Annotated in this window: 15 protein-coding genes and 1 pseudogene; 9 read left to right on the forward strand and 7 right to left on the reverse strand. The window is 41.5% G+C overall.

The window, feature by feature from the left end; all coding sequences use genetic code 11:
* The first annotated feature begins 166 nt into the window (after nt 1–166).
* The 4 genes and pseudogenes from V7K62_RS29280 to V7K62_RS29295 all read left to right on the forward strand — a co-directional run bounded on the left by V7K62_RS29280 (nt 167) and on the right by V7K62_RS29295 (nt 3,689).
* Nucleotides 167–613: a DUF3598 family protein gene (locus tag V7K62_RS29280; RefSeq protein ID WP_334870408.1), complete on the forward strand. Its 447-nt coding sequence runs from the start codon at nt 167–169 to the stop codon at nt 611–613.
* Nucleotides 614–724: 111 nt separating this feature from the next.
* Nucleotides 725–2,113: a histidine--tRNA ligase gene (gene hisS / locus V7K62_RS29285; RefSeq protein WP_334870410.1), complete on the forward strand. Its 1,389-nt coding sequence runs from the start codon at nt 725–727 to the stop codon at nt 2,111–2,113.
* Between the two features lie 206 nt (nt 2,114–2,319).
* Nucleotides 2,320–2,958 (forward strand): annotated as a pseudogene (locus tag V7K62_RS29290) (Uma2 family endonuclease).
* A gap of 155 nt (nt 2,959–3,113) precedes the next feature.
* Entirely contained in the window at nt 3,114–3,689 is a 576-nt protein-coding gene (locus V7K62_RS29295; protein WP_334870412.1) for a TMEM175 family protein, read from the forward strand.
* Between the two features lie 27 nt (nt 3,690–3,716).
* Here the strand turns inward: V7K62_RS29295 and V7K62_RS29300 are convergent, their stop codons facing one another.
* Nucleotides 3,717–5,027 (reverse strand): efflux RND transporter periplasmic adaptor subunit, encoded by a 1,311-nt coding sequence (locus V7K62_RS29300; protein WP_334870414.1) that lies wholly within the window; start codon nt 5,025–5,027, stop codon nt 3,717–3,719.
* A 493-nt stretch (nt 5,028–5,520) separates the two neighbouring features.
* Between V7K62_RS29300 and V7K62_RS29305 the strand changes: the two genes are divergently transcribed.
* Nucleotides 5,521–6,063: a DM9 repeat-containing protein gene (locus tag V7K62_RS29305; RefSeq protein ID WP_334870416.1), complete on the forward strand. Its 543-nt coding sequence runs from the start codon at nt 5,521–5,523 to the stop codon at nt 6,061–6,063.
* Nucleotides 6,064–6,723: 660 nt separating this feature from the next.
* On the opposite strand, the gene V7K62_RS29310 is transcribed toward V7K62_RS29305, so the two are convergent.
* The 4 genes from V7K62_RS29310 to V7K62_RS29325 all read right to left on the reverse strand — a co-directional run bounded on the left by V7K62_RS29310 (nt 6,724) and on the right by V7K62_RS29325 (nt 10,561).
* Nucleotides 6,724–8,796, reverse strand: coding sequence for a glycoside hydrolase family 10 protein (locus tag V7K62_RS29310; protein ID WP_334870418.1), 2,073 nt, complete (start codon nt 8,794–8,796; stop codon nt 6,724–6,726).
* 182 nt (nt 8,797–8,978) lie between these two features.
* On the reverse strand, nt 8,979–9,551 hold the full coding sequence (locus V7K62_RS29315; RefSeq protein ID WP_334870420.1) for an HdeD family acid-resistance protein: 573 nt from the start codon (nt 9,549–9,551) through the stop codon (nt 8,979–8,981).
* A gap of 182 nt (nt 9,552–9,733) precedes the next feature.
* On the reverse strand, nt 9,734–10,285 hold the full coding sequence (locus V7K62_RS29320; protein WP_334870421.1) for an alpha/beta hydrolase: 552 nt from the start codon (nt 10,283–10,285) through the stop codon (nt 9,734–9,736).
* 60 nt (nt 10,286–10,345) lie between these two features.
* Nucleotides 10,346–10,561 (reverse strand): bromodomain-containing protein, encoded by a 216-nt coding sequence (locus V7K62_RS29325; RefSeq protein WP_334870423.1) that lies wholly within the window; start codon nt 10,559–10,561, stop codon nt 10,346–10,348.
* Between the two features lie 588 nt (nt 10,562–11,149).
* On the opposite strand from V7K62_RS29325, the gene V7K62_RS29330 reads away from it, so the two are divergent.
* The 4 genes from V7K62_RS29330 (at nt 11,150) to V7K62_RS29345 (ending at nt 13,264) form a co-directional block, all read left to right on the forward strand.
* A complete protein-coding gene (locus V7K62_RS29330) occupies nt 11,150–11,593 on the forward strand; it encodes a pyridoxamine 5'-phosphate oxidase family protein (protein ID WP_334870425.1) in 444 nt (147 codons plus the stop codon).
* Between the two features lie 309 nt (nt 11,594–11,902).
* The gene (locus V7K62_RS29335) at nt 11,903–12,292 is read left to right on the forward strand and encodes a hypothetical protein (RefSeq protein ID WP_334870427.1); all 390 of its coding nucleotides are present in this window, start codon (nt 11,903–11,905) and stop codon (nt 12,290–12,292) included.
* Between the two features lie 34 nt (nt 12,293–12,326).
* Nucleotides 12,327–12,479: a hypothetical protein gene (locus tag V7K62_RS29340; protein ID WP_334870429.1), complete on the forward strand. Its 153-nt coding sequence runs from the start codon at nt 12,327–12,329 to the stop codon at nt 12,477–12,479.
* A 164-nt stretch (nt 12,480–12,643) separates the two neighbouring features.
* Nucleotides 12,644–13,264 carry a DUF411 domain-containing protein gene (locus tag V7K62_RS29345; protein ID WP_334870431.1) on the forward strand — a complete coding sequence of 207 codons (621 nt, stop codon included), beginning with the start codon at nt 12,644–12,646 and terminating at the stop codon, nt 13,262–13,264.
* A gap of 122 nt (nt 13,265–13,386) precedes the next feature.
* Here the strand turns inward: V7K62_RS29345 and V7K62_RS29350 are convergent, their stop codons facing one another.
* Entirely contained in the window at nt 13,387–14,331 is a 945-nt protein-coding gene (locus tag V7K62_RS29350) for a tetratricopeptide repeat protein (RefSeq protein WP_334870433.1), read from the reverse strand.
* Nucleotides 14,332–14,517: 186 nt separating this feature from the next.
* A complete protein-coding gene (locus V7K62_RS29355) occupies nt 14,518–14,910 on the reverse strand; it encodes a hypothetical protein (protein ID WP_334870435.1) in 393 nt (130 codons plus the stop codon).
* Between the last annotated feature and the right edge of the window lie 542 nt (nt 14,911–15,452).

Consider the following 15,452-nt stretch of genomic DNA (forward strand, 5'->3'; position numbering starts at 1 on the left):
GACTTATGCACTCAGATCCCCCAACCCCCTTAAAAAGGGGGCTTTAGAACTTCCCCTCTTTTTAAGGGGGGTTAGGGGGGATCTAGGTTTCAGCCGTCAGTGCGTAAATCTTAATATTTATCTTGTGTTGTGCGCCTTACCTACGTTTGTTAAAAGGTGAATTGGAATGTCAAATATTCGAGAAGCAATGCCCGTACTTGCCCGTCATGAAGGAGATTGGGTAGGAACTTATACATTAATTGATACAGCAGGAAAAATCCTGGACAAGTATGAGTCTCACTTAACTTGTCAATTTCCAGAAAATGACTCTCATCCCTACTACCAAATCAATCGCTATAAGTGGTCTGATGGTAAACGAGAAGAGTACGAATTTCCAGGAATCTATAAAGATAATAAACTCTGGTTTGATACCGATCGCATTGAAGGAAAAGCCTGGGAAGCTGATGATTCAGTTGTTATTTTGTGGTTTGCTTATAAGACAAACCCAGAAATGAACTTATATGAAATGATCTACATTAGTCCCGACAATAACAATCGTGCCCGCACTTGGCATTGGTTTAAGAATAATCAAATCTTTCAACGCACCCTAATTCAAGAAGAACGGCTAAAATAGTAATTTGTCCACTGAGATAACCACTAATTATTCTCCAGTCCGCCTGCGCGAGTTATGCAGGCGGATTCTGTATGACTTTCATCTCGAATCTCAACTTAGTAAGGTAAACGCATGGTCAAAGGTGACAAAATAAACTTTTCTACCCCTAGCGGGTTTCCAGAATTTCTGCCTAGCGAAAAGCGTCTAGAATTATACTTGCTAGATATCATCCGTAGAGTTTTTGAAAGCTATGGATTTACGCCCATCGAAACACCTGCTGTCGAACGTTTAGAAGTGCTGCAAGCTAAAGGTAATCAAGGCGACAATATCATCTATGGAATTGATCCCATCTTGCCACCAAATCGACAAGCCGAGAGAGATAAATCGGGCGAAACTGGTTCGGAAGCAAGAGCTTTAAAGTTTGATCAAACAGTTCCTTTGGCGGCATATATAGCCCGTCACCTGAATGAATTAACCTTTCCCTTTGCTCGCTACCAAATGGATGTGGTTTTTCGGGGTGAACGGGCGAAAGATGGGCGTTTTCGTCAGTTTCGTCAATGCGATATTGATGTAGTTGCTCGTCGTGAACTCAGCTTGCTCTATGATGCTCAGATGCCTGCAATTATCACAGAGATATTTGAAGCAATTAATATTGGTGATTTTCTGATTCGCATCAATAACCGTAAAGTTCTGACTGGTTTCTTTAAATCATTGGGAATTGCTGAAAATCAAATTAAATCGTGTATTGGTATTGTTGATGCTCTAGAAAAGATTGGTGAAAATAAAGTAAAACAAGATTTAGAAAAAGAAGGAATTTCAGCAGAACAGGCGCAAAGAATCATTGAATTTATCAAAATAGACGGTTTGGTTGATGAAGTCTTAGATAAGCTCAAGCACCTCGCCCAAAATCTGCCAGAAACCGAGCAATTGAGCTTAGGAGTTACCGAATTAGAAACGGTAATTACAGGGGTGCGGAATCTCGGAGTTGCCGAAAATCGTTTCTGTATTGATTTATCCATTGCCCGTGGTCTTGATTATTATACCGGCACAGTTTACGAAACAACCCTATTAGGACATGAAGCTTTAGGTAGTATTTGTTCTGGCGGGAGATATGAAGAATTAGTCGGGGTATTTTTGGGCGAAAAAATGCCTGGTGTAGGCATTTCTATTGGCTTAACTCGCTTAATTAGTCGCTTGTTAAAAGCTGGGATTCTAAATACCTTAGCGGCTACACCCGCCCAAGTGATGGTAGTAAATATGCAAGAAGATTTAATGCCCACTTATTTAAAAGTTTCTCAATATCTCCGTCAGGCGGGAATTAATGTGATAACTAACTTTGATAAGCGTCCTTTGGGCAAACAATTTCAATTAGCAGACAAGCAAGGAATTCAATTTTGCGTAATTATTGGTTCTGAAGAAGCAGCAGCGCAAAAATCTTCGCTCAAAGATTTGAAAACAGGTGAGCAAGTAGAAGTACTACTAGAAAATTTGGCTGAGGAAGTTAAAAGAAAGCTTAGTTAAAAGTTGATTGATAAAGTAGCGACTGTCTATTGCAATGCGTTACGGCTTCCGCCGCATACACCCTACTTATTTGGAAGTCCTTTATGAGTTTGTCTGATCTCCCTAATCTCTGGGTTCCTTTAGCACTTTTAGGTTTAATTGTTATAGCTGCTGTATTTTTTAGCCGCAGCAATTGATATTTAAAGCATTAAGGTTCAGTTAGTTCTATGTTCGCTGTTGTCACACCCGATACAATCCATTTGCCCCCAGGTGCAGTAGTACGCCTACTTGGAAGTTGGCAAGATTATCAAGCATTGAATGAACAATTAGGCGATCGCTCTTCGCCTCGTATTAAGTATCGAGATGGAGAAATTCTCTTGATGGCACCGCTACCAGAGCATGGGCGTAAAGTAAGTGTAATTGCAGATGTAGTAAAAGTTTTGCTCGATCATCTGGGACAATAATACGAGGCATTTACCCCAATCACAATGGAACTGCCACAGGAAAGTGGTATAGAACCAGACTACTGTTTTTATATTGAAAACTGGGAGGCGAAAGCAGGTAAAAACCGCATCAATTGGGGCGTTGATCCATCACCCGATTTGGTGGTGGAGATAGACATCACCAGCTACACCGATGTGAACGATTACCTGCCTTATCGAGTACCAGAAGTTTGGTTGTTCAGGAAGAACCAGCTTGTGATTTACAGATTACAAGGCGATCGCTACACTGTTGAAACTAGTAGCCGTTATTTCCCTAACATCAATGTGTCAGAAGTAGTCACAGAGTGTTTAAAAATTGCCTACGAGCGTAATACTAGCGCTGCTATTCGGGAATTACGGCGGAAATTGGCGAGTGATAATTAAATATTTATTTTGCGGAGTAGCTTAAAGAAAAGTGCAACCATCGCATATCAAGGATCATCTCGTAGATAATCTTCATGAATGGCGACGACTACTTGGTACGATAAACTACAGAATGTCACAATTTAACTCTCAAGTAAATAAAAAGGAATGCGTACATGGGAAAAGGGAGATTAGAAGCATTCAGCGATGGGGTAATTGCCATTATCATCACCATTATGGTGCTGGAAATCAAAGTACCGCATGGATTCGATTTAGCTGCGCTGCGTCCGCTAATCCCGGTATTTCTGAGCTATGTGCTGAGTTTTATTTATATCGGCATCTACTGGAACAATCACCATCACCTACTACAAGCAGTCCGACAGGTTAATGGGCATATACTTTGGGCTAATCTGCATCTACTGTTTTGGTTATCCCTAATTCCCTTCGTCACTGGCTGGATGGGCGAGAATCATTTTGCTGCCATGCCAGTTGCCCTTTATGGTACGGTATTGTTGTTGGCTGCGATCGCTTATTTCATTCTTACCCGCACCCTGATTTCTTACCACGGCAAAGATTCGACTCTCGCGATCGCAGTTGGTGAAGACTTCAAAGGAAAAGTATCGGTGGTATTCTATGCTGTGGCAATTCCACTTGCCTTTGTGAACTCATGGTTTGCCTGTGCATTGTACGTTTTAGTCGCAATCATCTGGCTGATCCCTGACCGTCGCATTGAGAAGACTCTCACTTCCTAAACGAATTACCTACAAGACTCTCCTTAATTAAGATTCTGGAACGATCGCAACACCATCTCTGAGATTGAGCAAACCTGAAATAATAACTTTATCTTCTGGCTGTAATCCTTCAATAACTTGGTAATTATTGTCTTTGATCTCGCCTAGCTTCACTCGCCTTTGCCGAGCTACTTGTTGGGATACACCTTGGGGAGATGTCTCGGTTTCAACTACATAAACAAAAGTGTCCCCACCGACACGAGTCATTGCTGTTGTGGGGATTAAAACTCCGGGGCGCTGATTCCAGAACACTCTAGCCCTGACTAATTGATCTGCACGCAACTGACCATTAGGGTTGTTAAAAAGTGTTTTGATTAGTATCGTTTGTGTTTCATTACTGGCATTAGGTGCAATGAAAAATACTCTACTTCTACCTAGCTTCTGACCTTGTGTGTTCATAACCTCCACTGGCATTCCCTTACGCAGTTGGGGCCCTTGCTGTAGTGGCACAGAGATGTTCACTTCTAAAGGTCGATTTTGGGTGATATTAACTAATTGTGTGGAAGTATTAACTAAATCACCGACTTTCACAGCAATGTTACCAACTGTGCCACTAAAGGGAGCAGTAATTTTGTCAGACTGGGGCTGTTGTGTTTGAGTATTTACATTAGCTTGCTGTAAGGATTTTTCAGCTTGCAATATGCTGGTTCGTTGTGCTTGAATCCTGGAATCAATTGCATCAAGACTAGTCTTAGCAGTGGCGAGCCGATTAGCAAACTGATTACTAGTCTGTCGAGACACGGCTCCTTGTTGAGCTAGGGTGACAAACTTTTCGTAGTTCTGCTGGTACAATTGCACATTTGCAACGTAGGATGGTCGTTCTGCTTCCAGAGATTTTAGTGTAGCGCGGGCATTTGCCAGTTGCATTAAAAATGCTGGAGGCACAGTATTCTTAAGAGCGATCGCTGCTTGTGGTGTACGATCTACTTGGAGAATTGCCGCTCCTGCTGCGACTGGATCTCCCGATTTTACAAGTATCTGGGTAACTTGCCCCTGAATCCTTGGCTGAAGCGTGACTGAGCGCTGGGATTTTAGGCTAGCAATAAAATCTGAACTTTCCTCAATTATGCCGCTTTGTACTGTCGATATTTTGACTCTTACCCCTTGAGGTTGAGCGCTAGCAGTTGAAGGCGCTGAATTTTGCGGAGTGAGCAAACGCCAAACTATAATTGCTCCGCCTCCTAACAATAGTAGTGCAGGTAAAAATAACCAAAGCCACCGCCGTTTTCCAGAAGGTGGCTCAAATGAGGTTTGTGGAGGTTTGTCTCCAAAATCAGTTTGAGGCTCAGGGGATGTCATGGCTTTTGAGGAACTTAAGGAACAAATTGACTAGAATTCAATCAAAATTTCATCTATGTGATCTTGAAATTACTGATTTAGCATGAGGTTTTGTGGCAAATTATGTGTTACCCCATCCAAATATACAGTTTTGATGATTCTGTCTAAATCTACCCAAAGGTGAATCCCTAATTTTCCATCCTGTTATTCGAGACAAGGTTTGGTGATGCTGGCATACCCATCCCACAGCGATCGCGGCAACAGTGGTAGGGCAGTGGCGAGGTAGGTGACTTTAGCTGAAATGTCCAGATGGTAAGGCTTATAAAAACTTTTTGGTTTACTAAATTTTGTAATAATGTAACTTTTTATTTTTATTTTACGAACGCATAATAAAACATGAAAATCTTAAATAGGTTTTTTAATAAGTTGATTCTTTTCAAATATTAATTTATTATTCACCACTCTCCAAAAGGTTGATTTTACGATTTTTCTAAAAATTGGGAATTTATTAAATATGCAATTCAAAGCGATCGCAACAAATTTAATAAAATTTAATCGGATCGGTACACTCCTAGCAGTTGGAATAGTAGTTTCTATAGGAATACCTGCATTAGCGGCTGTTTCAAGGACTAATGTGAAACCCAATACTAGTAATTCTAGTCGTTATATTACAGGTGGTACTGAGGATAATGGTAGGAACACATTGTATATTTGCTCAACCATTGTTGATGGGGAGTATACACCTGGAAAATACTATCCACCAAATCAAAGATGCTACGTTGCATGGGGAGGTAAAGAATATTCGTACACATCGCCAATCAGATTCTACGCAACTAATAGCTGGACATGGGGAAATTTTCCGGGGTACATCGTTGGTAATAATCTTGCTGGTGGCACTGAGAATAATGGTAGAAACACATTATATTTTTGCCGAGCCAAGGTTGATGGCGAGTATACACCAGGGAAATACTATCCACCAAATAAAACTTGCTACGTTCCTTGGGGTGGACGAGAATACGTATACAGGAGCAATTTCCAGATTCTATTTGTAAACTAAACTGGTAGTTGGCAACTTTTGGTGAAGATAGAAAAAATGGCTTGAGCGGATGGTTAAAAAAGGTCAACTCCAAAGCTCAAGCCAGCAAGAATTATCGGCTCAGTAACGCTATTCCAGTCCCTAGCATACATTTAGGGACTGGAAAATCCGTGAATGCTGTACGCTACAAACTGGCTGCGTATTTGTAGGTGAGAAGTCGGTAAATATGATTTTTTATGGCTTGTTAGAAATCCGGGTTTTGTTCAACTCACTAGACTTCTTGCATAAATCAAAAATTAAGAACCCCACCCCGCATTTGCTTACGCAAACGCTCCCCTCGCCGCTTGCGGGGAGGGGTTGGGGGTGGGGTGTTTGGGACTTTTGCAAGAGGTCTACTGTAATAACTGTTCCCACACTCTCATTCGCCAATCTATCCACTGCACACACGGCATAGGTTCCCGCTAGTTGGACGGTAGCGAAGGTTGTGCCAGCAGACAAAAATCGCCCAATTGTCCAAGTAGGTTGGGTTGAGGAACGAAACCCAACATTTTGCGGGGTTTGTTGGGTTTCTACAAATATTCTTAACCGAGCAGTATTGTGTCCACTGCTACATCAAAAAAAGTCTTACATCAGGTCATGTAAATATGATTTTTTATGGCTTGCGAGAAATCTGGGTTTGGTTCAACTGACTGTAATAACTGTTCCCACACTCTCATTGGCCAATCTATCCACCGCACACACGGCATAAGTTCCCGCTAGTTGGACAGTAGCAAAGGTTGTGCCAGCAGACAAAATTCGCCCAATTGTCCAAGTATCGCCACTCTGCCGATAAAGTGTCCAAGAACGAACTGGCTGATTATCTCCAGGCTGCCAACTCAGTTTGCGGTTATTGACTTGTAATCCAATGGGCGGAGGGGGTGGTGTTGTATCCTGCCAAGGCAAAGTAGGCGGTAGCGCAGGTTTGTTATAAAGCAGACTTTGGAATTTATCAGCAATGCCCTGACTATTTTCTGTCAAAACACTGAGATTAAAGAAGATATTCCCCAGTGACAACTGTCCAGCTTGGCTACGACTAATTTTCACTTGCTTTTCAATCTCATCACTCTCTCGACTCTTGTTGCTTGGTTCTGTCAAATTGTTACCAGCGTAAACATGTCTTTGCTTTGTGTTTACCTGTGTCCACCACTTTAGCAACGCCGGATAACTTTGTTGTGGTTGATCTGTGCGCCAGTAAAGTTGAGGCGCGATATAATCAATCCAGCCTTGTTCTAGCCATTTCTTCGAGTCAGCATACAGCACGTTGTAAGCATCCAACCCAGTAATCCCAGTGGGTTGTCCGGGGCGATAAATCCCAAAGGGACTAATACCAAATTTCACGTCGGGTTTGGCTGCTTTAATTCCCTGGTAGAGGCGCTGTACCATTTTGTTAACATTGTCCCGTCGCCAGTCGCCAAGGCTGAGTGTACCACCAGTTGCCTTATATGCAGCGTAGGTTTTGTTATCGGGGAAAGGTTGTCCCTCGATGGGATATGGATAGAAATAATCATCTAAGTGAATGCCATCAACATCGTAGCGCTTTACTACGTCGATAATTACGTTGTAAGCTCTGTCCTGAACTATTTTCAGTCCTGGGTCCATCCAGCGCTGAGTTTTCCATAAATAAACGCTTTCGGGATTGGTAGCTGCGATGTGGGGACGGACTGTTTTAGCTGGGTCGGTGGAAGTGCTAGCGCGGTAGGGGTTAAACCAAGCATGGAGTTCAATATTGCGCTTGTGACATTCTGCGATCGCAAACGCTAAAGGATCATAAAATGGTTCTGGTGCTTGACCCTGAGTTCCTGTAATCCAAGCACTCCAAGGCTCTAATTGAGATTCATACAAAGCGTCTCCCTCCGGTCGCACCTGGAAAATCAGAGCATTGAAGTTTAGCGCTTGTAATTTAGTAATAATCTCGGTAAGTTCAGCTTTTTGTTGAGCAACTGAAAGTCCTGGTTTAGAAGGCCAATCACCATTCCACACAGATACTACCCATGCCCCCCGGAACTCCCGGCTATGATTCACCTTAACACTACCGACAGGTGTGGGTGTTGGTGTGGGTGTTGGTGTGGGTATCGGTGTCGGTGTCGGCGTGGGCGTTGATATTGGCGGCTGTACTAGGTAACTAGAGGCAATTTTTTCAGCCTGACCTAAATACACCAAAGCTTGATAAATAATCACTGCCACATCTGCACGAGTGGCTGCGAGATTAGGATTGAGTAATTTGATATTTGGGAAACTAACCACCAATCCAGCGCTAGTAGTAATAGCTACGTGATTTCTAGCATACTCAGGAATCTGAACAGAATCTTGATAAATTTGTGAAAGTTGTGAGAGGAGGTTAGGCTTTACCTTGGTGGCAATTTCTAAGCCTCCTACCAAAGAAACTAAAACTTCTACTCTAGTAATTCGGTTAGCGGAACGGAAAGTTTTATCAGGAAATCCGCTAATAAATGCTTTTTCGTAAGCTGTTTGAATGGCGGCTGCTGCCCAATAATTAGTGGGTACATCAACAAAGGGGATATACTGCCGCTTCTTGGAAACTGTCCCAAATGCGTTGGTGATGATTGCCGCAAATTCAGCGCGGGTAAGTGAGTTATCAGGGCGATAGGTGCCATTAGGCAACCCACTGACAATACCACGTTGGGCTAAGGCTGTAATAAATAAGCGTGCCCAATGGTTTTGAATATCCGAGAAGGGAGTAGCAATAGATACCATTGTTGATTGCAGCTAGCTGGCCTTGATTTTGATTTCCTTAGTTAATTTAGCAATTTTCTTGGCTATCACTGCTGCAATGTATTATAAACTTTCACTACTTAAGTTTGGGAATGGGGATTGGGCATTGGGCATTGGTTTTTCTCCCTCATCTCCCTCATCTCCCCACTCCCTACTCCCATCTACTAAGTAGCATTTGTAGCTTGGTCAGTAGGATTCAAGGTAGAACGCGCATTCAATGAAAACATCACGCGTGAAATGCCAGTGAAGAGAATACTCACACCAACTAGTGTCCCAAGAAGCCAGGGCGCATTGAAAGGCCACTGGAACCAAATCATTCCGCCCAAGACTAGGGTAATAATGCCATTAAAAAGCACCCATATCCAGTTATTTTGGGGACGTAACTGGAATGCCAGAATTAACTCAAATGTACCTTCAGTTAGCAAAAAAGTACCAAGTAACAGAGTCAGTGTCAGAACACCAGTGTAAGGGTAAACAAACAGCATTATGCCCGTTGCAATATAGAGTCCGCTCAATAGAAGTTTCCAAATAAAACCTCCTTGTTCGCGGGTTTGAGTGGCATAAACTAGTTTTGTAAATCCGGCGAAAATCAAAATCACCGCAATCCAACTTTCGGCAAATAGGGTGGTGAGATTAGGCGCTGCGATCGCAATAATCCCCAAAACGCTCAGGAGAACACCAGTTATCAGTGACCCATTAACATCCTTGTTAGTATCTCTAGAAACATCGGTTGTCATAAAATCTTTTTCCTATTCTTAGACTAAACTCTACATTTAGATTAGGGAATTTCTAAGTAACAGCGTATGAACCCTAAGATAGACTCATCAGTATTAACTGAATCCTGAGCGTGACTAAAATTCCCGACTTTGAGACACTAAATCAATCATTTGATGACAACTGTATTGTCTCTAAGTAAGCCTCATAATAGTTCTGCAAGACTGCTTAGGCGTTCATAAACAGGGATGAGACGATCTCCTTCAAGTTCAACAGAAGTATTTGGATAATTCTGAATAGCTCCAATTAGTGTAACTTCACCATTTTGTTTAATAGATGCACTTAAAGCGCTTCGCAACGCCTGCTGATCTAGTTGTCCTGCGGGAGGGTGAACTACCTCACCAATTTGGCTAACTAAAATTGGCCCTGCCCAACTAGACAGTAAGCTATTTAAAAAGGCAGCATCGGCTTTTATTGGGGCTTTCAGTGCCTTACGAGCTACTGCGGGGTCTTGTTTGGCCGCCTGCAAATAAGCCGTTAATGTTGGGGTAGTCTTACCAGTTTCTGTAAACTGACTTAATTCTTCAACAGATATTTGCCCCTGAAAAGTACCATATTTTAAAACAACTTGCTCGGCTGCATTCGCATTAGTACTTGAGAATAAAACAATAGCGCCTAAACCTAAAGCTACTGTCTGAGTGAGTAACTTAGTGAATTTCCGATTGTTTAATCGATTGAAAAGTTGATAAATTTGCATTTTGTCAAACTTGATAATGGTATGGAGCGTAGATATGCAAAAAATGCTTATGCCTTAGTATTAAACGCTTTCATTAGGCCAAGCTGCATGAGGTAGTATTGATTTTTCTTCGTCTAAGGTTGGTGCAGGTACACCCAAATGCTTCCTTGCAGTTTCTTCAGCTAGCTTTCGGTCATGGTCGTTCTCAAACTGACTCTCATCTAACAAATGAGGGTTTTTTACCGCTTCATCTCGGCTTGGTCGATAACCATTTTTCCACCTGTACTTCCAGTCCATAATTTGAAAGGCAGATATACTGCAATTTTGTTTCCTAGTTCTTCATCGTAGGCGCTGAATGGAAAGTGATACTCCTGCTATGGGTTGAAGAGGCTCATTCAGAGGGTACAAATTTTACACGTTAGAGTAAGAAGACTATAAAGTGTAAAATTAAATACATTGCTACGCTGAGAACAAGTCATGAGTAGCGATCGCAAATGTAATAACTATTCTCATGATCTGGGATCGCTGCTGGGTGTCATAATAATCAAGCGCCTGATAGTATGTCTGCTAAATGATGACTTTATCACCCTAAAGTTACAGATGCAGTTTAAATTTAGTGCAAAAATTCTAAAATTTATGTCTAAAGAAATAAGCACAAAATTAACCTGATTATGCTTAAAAATTGTGTATTCACAAAAAAGTCACTCTCAATCAATATCTCTATAGATATAACTAAAAAAGCTAATTTTAGGATAATTCCATCTGTAGACTCACGCAATTTTAACAAAAAAGGTTGATACTGAAAAATAACTTTACCAGTATTAAACTTGATTGTAATAAATAATTACAGTTCAGGAAAAGCAAATAGAAAAAACAGTACAAACAATGGCAACTTCTACAGACCGCAATCAACAGATTCAAAAGCTGCATGAACTAATCAAAGATATTGATTATGGTATGTTTACCACAGTCGATGATGATGGTAGTTTGCATAGTTATCCCATGTCAAAGAGTGGTGAGATTAACTCTGAGAGCATACTCTGGTTCTTTACATACACTGATTCTCATAAGGTGACTGAAATTGAACACCATGAGCAGGTCAATGTTAGTTTCTCGTCACCTGAACAGCAGCGATACGTTTCTATCTCAGGTACAGCGCAACTCGTCAAAGACCGCAACAAGTTGCAAGAGCTATGGAAGCCGGAACTTCAAACCTGGTTTCCTAAAGGACTGGACGAACCCGATATTGCTTTGCTCAAGGTAAATATTAACCAAGTTAACTATTGGGATAGTGTATCGAGTTTCAAGCCACAAACAATTACTTTTTAATACCCTCACGCCTTTAGAGGATGTTTTAAAAGTCCGATTGTAGGTATCCAAACGTTTTAGATCCTCCTAAATCCCCCGATAAATTGGGGGACTTTGATTCCAGTTCCCCCCTTTTTAAGGGGGGTTATGGGGGATCAACAAGTGCCTAAAATCATAGCCAAATACTTTTCAAACATCCTCTTAAGTAATTACTAATTCGTAATTCGTAATGACGCTCTCTACGAGACGCTAAAAGCGAACGCGGACTCGCTACCGCTACGCCAACGTAATTCGTAGTTAACAATTCAATTACGAATGATTTTAAGGTAATTGTTGGACAAAATTGGCAAACGGGGCAATCGAAGCTCTGGATCAGGCGAAAAAGGTAAAGTCAGGTTCGTTGGCTTTACGGGTCACAAAGACCCCGCTATTCATCTAAAAATGCTCTCCTACAATTACCCATTTGATGCAGTGCAAATGCCGCTTAATTGTTTTGATGCTACTTTTAGAAGCTTTGAGCGCCAGGTACTACCGGAACTCAATAAACGGGGAATTGCCGTAATTTGCATGAAAAGTCTCAGCGGCAATGCTGATGCAGTCAAAAAAGGTGTAGTGACTCCCCAAGAAGCCATCCGCTATGCCATGAGTTTACCGATCGCCACACTCGTCACCGGTATTGATTCTCTGAAAGTACTGCGTCAAAATTTAGCGTCGGCGTAGCCCGCCCTTAAACATCGCCCGTGGCTTTCAACCGATGCAGGCAAAAGAAATACAGGCGTTGCGCGATCGCTGTGCCCAATACGCTGCCGATGGAGGTTTTGAACTCTTCAAAACCTCCAAGCAGTTTGATGCTGATCAAGGCAGAATCCAACACGGCTTTCCACCCCAAAGCCAAGTGCAAACATGAGACTGGGGAAATAAAATTTATCGAGGAAGCCAGGAGGCAGAGGGAACAAATATTTAATTTCACTCATATCTCTTTTGTGTAAAATCGTAGTGTATTTAAACGCAGAGGGACGCAAAATAAGCGCAGAGTGTTTTTAAAGCAATGTTGTATTTAGGAAGTATCAGATGTCGCACAAACAATTGATTTATTGCTGGCAAAAATGGTTACTTCCCATCTTGATATCTGCTACTGTGCAAGTAGTGGTAATCATTGGTCTAACATTAGGGGTGTTGGGCATCTTAGGAAGCACTGCTAGTCTGAGTTATGCTCAAGCTGTTTTTCCTAGTTCTGTTGCAGGTAATGCTCAACTGGTAAATACTACTAGGCACATCCAGGAGCAACAGACACCATTAAAATCAACAGTGCTAAATGCCACTGTATATCACAGTCCTGATTGTAACTGTTGTGGCGGGTGGATTGATCACTTAAAGGCACAGGGTTTTAAAATCACAGATTTTTCTACGCCTGACATCGAAGCAGTTAAACAAAAGTACAATGTGCCGGATAACTTGTCATCTTGCCACACAGCAATTGTTAATGGATATGTCATCGAAGGACACGTCCCAGCAGACGACATCAAACGTCTGGTTCAAGAAAAGCCAAATGTTGTTGGTTTATCTGTTCCTCAAATGCCTGTAGGCACTCCTGGGATGGAGATCGGGAATCGAAAAGACCCGTTTTCGGTGTTTTCCTTTGATCGCCAGGACTCAGTTGCAGTATTCAATAAGTATCGTGGTCAGTCCTAAGTGAATTAAAAGAGTTGCTCATTACTTACAGCAGACTGCAACCTAATAAAGTACACCCCTCTCTACGAGACGATGCGCGTAGAGAGGGGTGGACGGTCTTTTAACTCAAAACTCAGCACTCTTCATTTAGAACCAGGTTTAATCAACTGCGACAAATGACTTAACCATCTCCTAAACCAGAACCCAGATGCTACGCTTGGAACATTTTGAGAAAGAAGCTCAATAGCATGGTTACAATCTTGCAGACTGGCATCGAGTCCCATTGCATGATAAATTTCACGAGCATTGCAAAAGGCATTCATCGCTTCTGATTCTCGATTGATTTTTTCTAACACTAAACCCAAATTAAACCAGGCGTTTGCTTCCCCATTTCGGTTATCAAGATCCCTTTTGATCTCTAATGAATGCTGATAAAACTCAAAGGCCTTGTGGTACTGTCCCAAAGCTTTATAAGCACTACCCAACCCACTTAAGGCCATGGCTTGCGCGTTGCGATCGCTGATGAATTTTGCCAGCCCTAACCATTGTTGGTAAAACTCAATTGCTAGTTGGTAATATCCCAATGATTCATAAGTATTGCCCAAACTTCCCAGGCTTATGCATTCCCCAGTCCAATCGCCTATTTTCTTGGTTATAGTCAACCACTGCTGATAAAACTCTATAGCTTGCTCGTACTTACCCAGGTATTCATAAGTATTGCCCAAACTTCCCAAGCTTATGCCTTCCCCAGTGCGATCGCCTATTTTCCTGGTAATACTTAACCACTGGTGATAAAATTCAATCGCTCGCTGGTATTTGCCCAGTGATTGGTAAGCGTTACCCAACCCAGATAAAGATTTAGCTTCTTCTAAGCGATCGCCTATTTCTCTAGCTATATCTAACCACTGCTGATAAAACTCAATTGCTAGGTGGTACTCGCCTAGTGACTGGTAAGCATTGCCCAAACTTCCCAAAGAAATGACTTCCCCATTGCGATCGCCTGTTTCTCTGGCTTTTTCTAAGCACCGCTCTTCAAACTCAATGGACTCAATATTATTTAGGCCCCCGGATCTTATTACTTCTGTCATTCTCTATAGAAATTTTTGCTCAATAAGCTGTCGATTATACAATTTTCTGTGCCTTTAGCACAGGATCAGTACAACTTATAGGGAGAAGTTATCTTAAAACTTAGAAATATCTTCTTCAGTATCAAACCTTCTTTTATACGCAGTCTTTTAGGTGTATAAAAGGATTTAGATAGAAGAAAAACCAAATCAATCAGCAGCAGCGTAATCGGACAATACGTTGAGTTCTAAATTAACAGCACTTAGATAATTTTGATCGTTTAAAACTTGTGATGGTAATTTATCTGCATTAACAGCAGCTTTAACCAAATCTTTCGCAATAATATTTCTATTCTGAGTTTTAAGTATTAGCGCTTCTCCGCTAGGAATACCGTGTTGTTGCAGACCTCCTTGATAAGCAAAAGTAACTAGATTCAAAGGCTGGAGGTAATTCACAGAAGTCGAGTTACTGGATAAATTGTTAGAGTTAACAGCTAATGTTTCACTGTTATTGGTAGTAGCTGTTTGAGCGCCAGCGATTCCAGGTATAAGAGTAATAGAAGCAAAAATAAGTGCAGAATTTATTAAGGTAGCAAGTTTCATAAGTTATATTTAGGTAAAATGCAATCGGTGTTCTTTAGTAATAGAGTCCTCTTTATTATTAATCTCAGCTTCCTTCAGTCAGGTCATCTGATCGGTTGATCTATGACTCACCCAAAAGGGTGAGCTAATTGAGCGACACAAAGAACATAGAGACTCAGTTAAGTCCAGACACAGAGAAGATTGGTTGAAATTTTTAAGTACTTAACTGAGGCGAATTGAACATTTATGCAATTTTTCGATTCGCCTCTTGAATTCCCCTAACAAAGCAGAAGTTGCTGCGGCTGATGACTCAAACGCGCTCATTAGCCCAAGCCGAATCGTGAGTATTTCCACATCAGGATGTCACACCATTTCACACAAACCCTGATACATAAAGATTTCTTGTAAGGGCACAGCATTTCTGTGCCCCTACCAACGTATTTGTATCATTATTAAAGTAAAACGCTGTCAGAGAAAAAACACTTAGTGCTGCTTTGCTAAAGCCTCTCTACATACCTAAAATTCTCGCTTGGGAGAAAAAACTTGACAGTAAAGTGAATTTT

The sequence above is a fragment of the Nostoc sp. genome (genome assembly GCF_036917935.1).
Classification (GTDB): Bacteria; Cyanobacteriota; Cyanobacteriia; order Cyanobacteriales; family Nostocaceae; genus Nostoc.

Excerpts from the sequence above, each read along its gene's own strand:
- V7K62_RS29280 (WP_334870408.1), top strand. The coding sequence starts at position 167 with ATGTCAAATATTCGAGAAGCAATGCCCGTACTTGCCCGTCATGAAGGA.
- V7K62_RS29295 (WP_334870412.1), top strand. The coding sequence starts at position 3,114 with ATGGGAAAAGGGAGATTAGAAGCATTCAGCGATGGGGTAATTGCCATT.
- V7K62_RS29315 (WP_334870420.1), bottom strand. The coding sequence starts at position 9,551 with ATGACAACCGATGTTTCTAGAGATACTAACAAGGATGTTAATGGGTCA.
- V7K62_RS29350 (WP_334870433.1), bottom strand. The coding sequence starts at position 14,331 with ATGACAGAAGTAATAAGATCCGGGGGCCTAAATAATATTGAGTCCATT.
- V7K62_RS29300 (WP_334870414.1), bottom strand. The coding sequence starts at position 5,027 with ATGACATCCCCTGAGCCTCAAACTGATTTTGGAGACAAACCTCCACAA.
- V7K62_RS29340 (WP_334870429.1), top strand. The coding sequence starts at position 12,327 with ATGCAGGCAAAAGAAATACAGGCGTTGCGCGATCGCTGTGCCCAATAC.
- V7K62_RS29320 (WP_334870421.1), bottom strand. The coding sequence starts at position 10,285 with ATGCAAATTTATCAACTTTTCAATCGATTAAACAATCGGAAATTCACT.
- V7K62_RS29305 (WP_334870416.1), top strand. The coding sequence starts at position 5,521 with ATGCAATTCAAAGCGATCGCAACAAATTTAATAAAATTTAATCGGATC.
- V7K62_RS29345 (WP_334870431.1), top strand. The coding sequence starts at position 12,644 with ATGTCGCACAAACAATTGATTTATTGCTGGCAAAAATGGTTACTTCCC.
- V7K62_RS29325 (WP_334870423.1), bottom strand. The coding sequence starts at position 10,561 with ATGGACTGGAAGTACAGGTGGAAAAATGGTTATCGACCAAGCCGAGAT.
- V7K62_RS29330 (WP_334870425.1), top strand. The coding sequence starts at position 11,150 with ATGGCAACTTCTACAGACCGCAATCAACAGATTCAAAAGCTGCATGAA.
- hisS (WP_334870410.1), top strand. The coding sequence starts at position 725 with ATGGTCAAAGGTGACAAAATAAACTTTTCTACCCCTAGCGGGTTTCCA.
- V7K62_RS29310 (WP_334870418.1), bottom strand. The coding sequence starts at position 8,796 with ATGGTATCTATTGCTACTCCCTTCTCGGATATTCAAAACCATTGGGCA.
- V7K62_RS29355 (WP_334870435.1), bottom strand. The coding sequence starts at position 14,910 with ATGAAACTTGCTACCTTAATAAATTCTGCACTTATTTTTGCTTCTATT.